This window comes from Streptomyces tricolor (genome assembly GCF_002155905.1).
GTDB classification, from domain to species: domain Bacteria; phylum Actinomycetota; class Actinomycetes; order Streptomycetales; family Streptomycetaceae; genus Streptomyces; species Streptomyces tricolor.
Window position 1 is genome coordinate 1 of the sequence record NZ_MUMF01000522.1, and the last position, 4,908, is coordinate 4,908.

A 4,908-nucleotide genomic window follows, 5' to 3' on the forward strand; every position below is an offset into this window, starting at 1 on the left:
GCAGGTCGTCCAGCGCGGCGAACTGCCCGGTGACGCCGATCGCCGAGCGCACCCTGTCCGGCGCGGCGGCGACGTCGTGGCCGGCGACCTGGGCCTGTCCGCCGTCGGCTGCGATGAGCGTGGACAGGATCTGCACAGTGGTGGTCTTGCCGGCGCCGTTGGGCCCGAGCAGCGCGAACACGGAACCGGCGGGGATGTACAGGTCGATGCCGTCGAGGACGGTCTTGTCGCCGTACGCCTTGCGCAGGCCGATGGCGGAGACGGCGGCGGGCGCCGGCGTACCGGCCTGTCGTGGCGTGGGCATGACAGAAGAAGGCATGGGCCCTCCCGTTCGAAGGCTGGAGTGGGTGAGAGGGGGGAGAGGGAGGAGGAAGGGGGAGAGGGAGAGGGGCGCGGGCGGTCAGGCGCGGGCGCGGCGGACGTCGATGTTGCCGTACCGGGTGCGGGCGCGGACCTTGACCGTGTCCTCGGTCTCCTCCGGGGCGTCGGACGCGGTGAGCCCGTTGCGGACCTGCCCGGAGCCCGAGCTGACGTCGAGCCAGGCGGCCGTGCCCTCGCGGACGCCGACCTCGATGGCGCCGTAGGACGTCTCCAACTGGACGGTGCCGCGGGCCACATCGCCGACGCGCAGGGTGCCGTGGGCGGTGGTGGCGGTCACCGAGTCCTCGGCGCGCCGGATCTCGATGTCGCCGTTGGCCCCGCTCACCCGCAGCTCGCCGGTCGCGGCGCCGACGGTCGTGGTGCCGTGCGAGTTCTTCAGGACGGCGGGGCCGTCCACGAGGCCGACGCGCAGGCTGCCGGAGCTGGTGGTGATCTCGGCCGCGCCCTCGACCCGGTCCACGGTGATCGAGCCGTGCGAGGCGGTCAGCCGCAGCGGGCCGGTCTCGTCGAGGCGGACGTCACCGGAGGAGGTCTTCACGCGGACCTCGCCGAGCCGGCCCTCGCCCAGCACCTGGGTCCAGGCGCCGGTCATGTCGATGCGCGAGTCCGCCGGCAGCTCGACGGTCACGTCCACGACGCCGGTGCGGCCGAACAGGTTGGGCTTGGGCGTCCTGACGGCCAGCACGCCGTTCGCGTACGACACCTCGGTCTGCTCGGCCGTCCGCACGTCCAGGTCCTTCTTCGGGTCGCGGGGCCGTACCTCGACCACCGTGTCGGCCCGGCCGCCTGCGGTGAACTGGACGGAACCGGCGTCCACACGCGCGGTCACCGAGATCGCTTCGGGGGTGTCGAAAGAAGGCATGGCTGTCCCGTCCTCTTGAGTCTGTGGGGCGTCCCCGCTGGTGGGACGTGGTGTGGGTGAGGTGGTGCGGGTGCGGTGAGTGGTGCTCGTGCGGTGGTGCGGGCGGGCCCGGTCAGCGCACCCAGCCCGTGAAGCTCTGCCCGACCGTCCGGGTCTTCTCGGTGGTACGCGGCCGGGTGCCGCCGTCGACCGCCGCCGCCACGGCGCGCACCAGCCAGGCGTTGACCGACAGGCCCTCGCGGGCCGCGGCCTCCTCGGCGCGGGCCTTCAGGTGGGCCGGCAGCCGCAGGTTGACGCGGGCGGTGCCCCCCTCCTCGCCCTCGGCCGGGGCCGGGGCCGGCGCCGGGGGCTGGAACGGCTCCGCGGGCGCGGCCGGCCCGGCGAGGCCGCCGGGGTCGGCGGGCGGCGGTGTCACCACGAAGTCGGGGTCGAGCCCGCGCAGCCGTACGTCGACCGAGCCGGGGGCGAGTTCGCGGGTGATCTCGTCCATCGCGGCGGAGAGCACGTTGAGCAGCGTCAGCCGGGTCGCCGACTCCAGCGGAGCGGTGAGCCGCTCGGCCAGCTCGCGGGCGTCTTCCCCGCCGGCTTCGGCGGCCACCGCCAGTTCGCGGCGGAGGGTGTCGACATACGGGGTGAGGTCCATGACGCCATCATGGCATCACTGTGGTGCCATCTGCAAGCCCATGTGGCGCATCCTGGCGGCTGCTCTCCTTGGAAGCCCTTGCGAGCTGCGGAAACGTGGTGTGGTGTCATGTGGTACCAGATGGTGCCGCCTGGTGTTACGTGGTGCCATGAGGTGGTGCCACGGGAGTGCGCGCGCCATCGGGCGGCTCTGTCCACAGGCTGGGGATACCGCCGGCCGTCCGGCCCGCACGCGGGCTCAGGCGCGGGCCCGCGTCGGTGCGGGTGCCGGTGCGGGGGACGGCGCGGGGACCGGTTCCGGTGCGGCAGCGCCTCGGCGGCGGGCGGGTCGGGGCAGGCGCAGAGAGCGGGTGAGCCAGGCGGTGAGGGCCACCGCCAGGCCGAGGCCGAGCAGCAGCCAGGCGGCCGTGCGCAGGGTGCCGGTCAGAGCGTCGTAGACGGCGCCCGCGGCCGGGTGGGACACGCCGGCCGGCAGGTCACCCAGGGTCAGGTCACGGCCGACGGCGAGGGCGAGGACGAGCAGGGCGCCGCCCAGGGCCGTGCCCAGGGCGGTGGCGGCGACCGCGCGGCGCCGCCGCACGGCGAGCGCGATCCCGCCGACGGCGAAGGCGACGGCCGCCACCGGCAGCCAGAATCCGGCGACTTCGAGCACGTGGTACCCCTTCCGGAGCGTGGTCAGCCGGTCCGCCGGGAGCACGGCGACCTCGGTGTGCTCCACCGGGATCCGCGCGGCGAACGGCACGTGATCACGGATGAGCTGGCGTTTGACCTGGGCGGTGACAGGGGCCAGGTCGACGGTGACGGGGCGCTCGTCCTCCGCGCGCAGGGCGTGCAGGACGGCGTCGTGAGCGACCCGGTTGCCGGTGTCCCAGGCCATCCGGAAGGCCCGGGTGTGGGTGAAGGAGCGCACCGCGTCGTGCACGAACGGGCGCACCGAGCCGCGGACCGGGCGGACGTCCAGATGCTGGTCCACCGCGCGCAGGATGTCGTCGCCGACGGTGTCCACGACGGCCTCCCGCACGGCCGGGTCGGCGGCGAGCGGCGCCATCGTGGTGACGTACCGGCCCGTGTCGGCGAGCCCGTACGCCGCCCAGCCCGCCAGCGTGCCGAACGGCACGAGCAGGCAGGACAGGGCGATCAGTACGGCCGACAGGGCGCTCCTGAGGGGTGGGGGCACGCTTCCAGGCAAGGGCCTGGGGGGCCGGGGCGCGACCCGGAGGACTGCGTTCGGGCGGCTCTCCGGTGGAGGGATCACCCGAACGGGTGTTTCCTGGTGCTCAGGAGAAAGAAGTGACCCGTGGAAGCAGGGAACAGGGGAGCGCGGGGGCCCCGGCCAGCGGCCGGGGCCCCCGCGCGTCGCGGGCGGGCGCACCCGCTCAGCGGATCCGGCGCCCTTGCGCGTCCTCCCGCGTGTAGTAGCGGTAGAAGAACACGGCGAAGGTGACCGCCGACGCCGCCAGGGACATCAGCACCGACCGCACCACGTCGTCGTGGCGGCCCTGGCCGGCGCCCTGGGTGGCGAAGAAGCTGCCGCTCTGGGTGTACAGGAAGCCGAACGCACAGCCGACGAACGCCGTCCACAGCAGCGCGTGCAGTTCCCGGGGCATCCGCGGGCCCAGCATCAGCAGGGCCGCGCACAGCACCGCGAACACCAGGGCGCTGACGAAGCCGAGGAGCAGGTTCCCGCCGGTGATCTCACCGCCGGCGCGGTTGTTGGCCGCGACCCAGTAGCCGTAGATCAGACCCAGCACGACCGGGACGGCCACCCGGGCGATCCGGTGGGTGCGTGCGTCGAAGACGTCGGGGGGCCGCCGGACCACGTCGGTCGACCGGCCCTCCACCTCGGGCGTGCGGCCGGGCCGGGACAGTCCGCCGGGCGTGGGTGCCGCGTGAGCCATGAAGGCACTCCTCTCTCCTCGTCCCCGCTTCCAGGGCACACCGGGGGCCCTGGCCCGGCAACTCGGCCGGGAGGGTGACGAGTGCCCGGATGCGTGCGGTTCTCCCCGGGATGCGTGCGGTTCTCTCCCGTGATTGCGACGGGTTCTCTCCCGTGATTCGCTGAGGGACATGGAGGGCTGCCCGCCGTGACGGAGATGGAGTTCGGCCGGCGCCGCCCGCTGCTGCGGGTCCGCGGGCGGAGCATCGCGTGGCTGCCGCCCCTGCTGCTGCTCGCCGGCGTGATCCTGCTGGACTTCAACACCGGGGCGCACTTCCGGATCATCACCTGGATCGTCCTGGTCCCGGGCATCGCCGCCGCGATCTGCGGGGTGTGGACGACAGCCGCGTACAGCCTGCTGTCGCTCGTGACGTACGTCGTCGTGGACAACGCCTGGCCCGACCAGTACCAGGCCGGGTTCGGCGACTTCCTCCTGGTCGCCCTCGGCGGCGCGCTCGCCACCCTGGCCGCGGTCGTGCGGATGCGCCAGGAACGGCAGGTCGGGCACATCCGGGACATCGCCGAGACCACCCGGCGCACCGTGCTGCGCCCGCTGCCGCCGCGCTGGGCCGGTCTGGAGCACGCGGGCGTGTACCTGGCCGCCGACGTCGACGCCCGGGTGGGCGGCGACTTCTACGACATCCAGCCCAGCCCGCACGGCACCCGGGTGCTCGTCGGCGACGTGCAGGGCAAGGGGCTCGGCGCGGTGGAGGCCGCCGCCGCGCTGCTCGGCACCTTCCGCGAGGCCGGGTACCACGAGAAGGACCTCACGACCGTCGCCGAGCGGCTGGAGATCCGGATGCTGCGGCACCGCTCGCACACCGCGGCGCTCGGCCGGGCCGACGGCGACCGGTTCGCCACCGCCGTCCTCATCGCCTTCCCCGAGGACTCCCCGGAGGCGATCGACGTCACCAACTTCGGTCACGAGCCGCCGCTCGCCGTCGGCCCGCGCGGGGTCCGCGAACTGCCCAGCGGGGACGGGGCGCCGCTCGGTCTCGGTGACCTGGCGGGCGGCCTGCCGCCCGTGCACCGGCTGCCGTTGGCCGCCGACGAGACGCTGCTGCTGGTCACCGACGGGGTGACCGAG

At 74.3% G+C, this 4,908-nt stretch carries 6 protein-coding genes; 1 reads left to right on the forward strand and 5 read right to left on the reverse strand.

Features of this window, described 5'->3' with window-relative positions:
* The 5 genes from CCN44_RS32385 to CCN44_RS32405 form a co-directional block, all read right to left on the reverse strand.
* Nucleotides 1-304, reverse strand: a 304-nt coding sequence (locus tag CCN44_RS32385) for an ATP-binding cassette domain-containing protein (protein WP_143650095.1), incomplete at its 3' end; no start/stop codon positions are given.
* Nucleotides 305-400: 96 nt separating this feature from the next.
* Entirely contained in the window at nucleotides 401-1,243 is an 843-nt protein-coding gene (locus CCN44_RS32390; protein ID WP_086701703.1) for a DUF4097 family beta strand repeat-containing protein, read from the reverse strand.
* Between the two features lie 112 nt (nucleotides 1,244-1,355).
* Nucleotides 1,356-1,886, reverse strand: coding sequence for a toxin-antitoxin system HicB family antitoxin (locus CCN44_RS32395; RefSeq protein WP_059250131.1), 531 nt, complete (start codon nucleotides 1,884-1,886; stop codon nucleotides 1,356-1,358).
* Between the two features lie 237 nt (nucleotides 1,887-2,123).
* On the reverse strand, nucleotides 2,124-3,062 hold the full coding sequence (locus CCN44_RS32400) for a hypothetical protein (RefSeq protein WP_086701706.1): 939 nt from the start codon (nucleotides 3,060-3,062) through the stop codon (nucleotides 2,124-2,126).
* Between the two features lie 199 nt (nucleotides 3,063-3,261).
* Nucleotides 3,262-3,783 carry a hypothetical protein gene (locus CCN44_RS32405; RefSeq protein ID WP_189397132.1) on the reverse strand — a complete coding sequence of 174 codons (522 nt, stop codon included), beginning with the start codon at nucleotides 3,781-3,783 and terminating at the stop codon, nucleotides 3,262-3,264.
* A 195-nt stretch (nucleotides 3,784-3,978) separates the two neighbouring features.
* Here CCN44_RS32405 and CCN44_RS32410 point away from each other — a divergent pair.
* On the forward strand, nucleotides 3,979-4,908 hold a 930-nt coding region (locus CCN44_RS32410), incomplete at its 3' end, for a PP2C family protein-serine/threonine phosphatase (protein WP_244204002.1).

Bases quoted from the DNA above. Each gene is read 5' to 3' on its own strand.
- CCN44_RS32390 (WP_086701703.1), bottom strand. From the start codon at position 1,243: ATGCCTTCTTTCGACACCCCCGAAGCGATCTCGGTGACCGCGCGTGTG.
- CCN44_RS32395 (WP_059250131.1), bottom strand. From the start codon at position 1,886: ATGGACCTCACCCCGTATGTCGACACCCTCCGCCGCGAACTGGCGGTG.
- CCN44_RS32405 (WP_189397132.1), bottom strand. From the start codon at position 3,783: ATGGCTCACGCGGCACCCACGCCCGGCGGACTGTCCCGGCCCGGCCGC.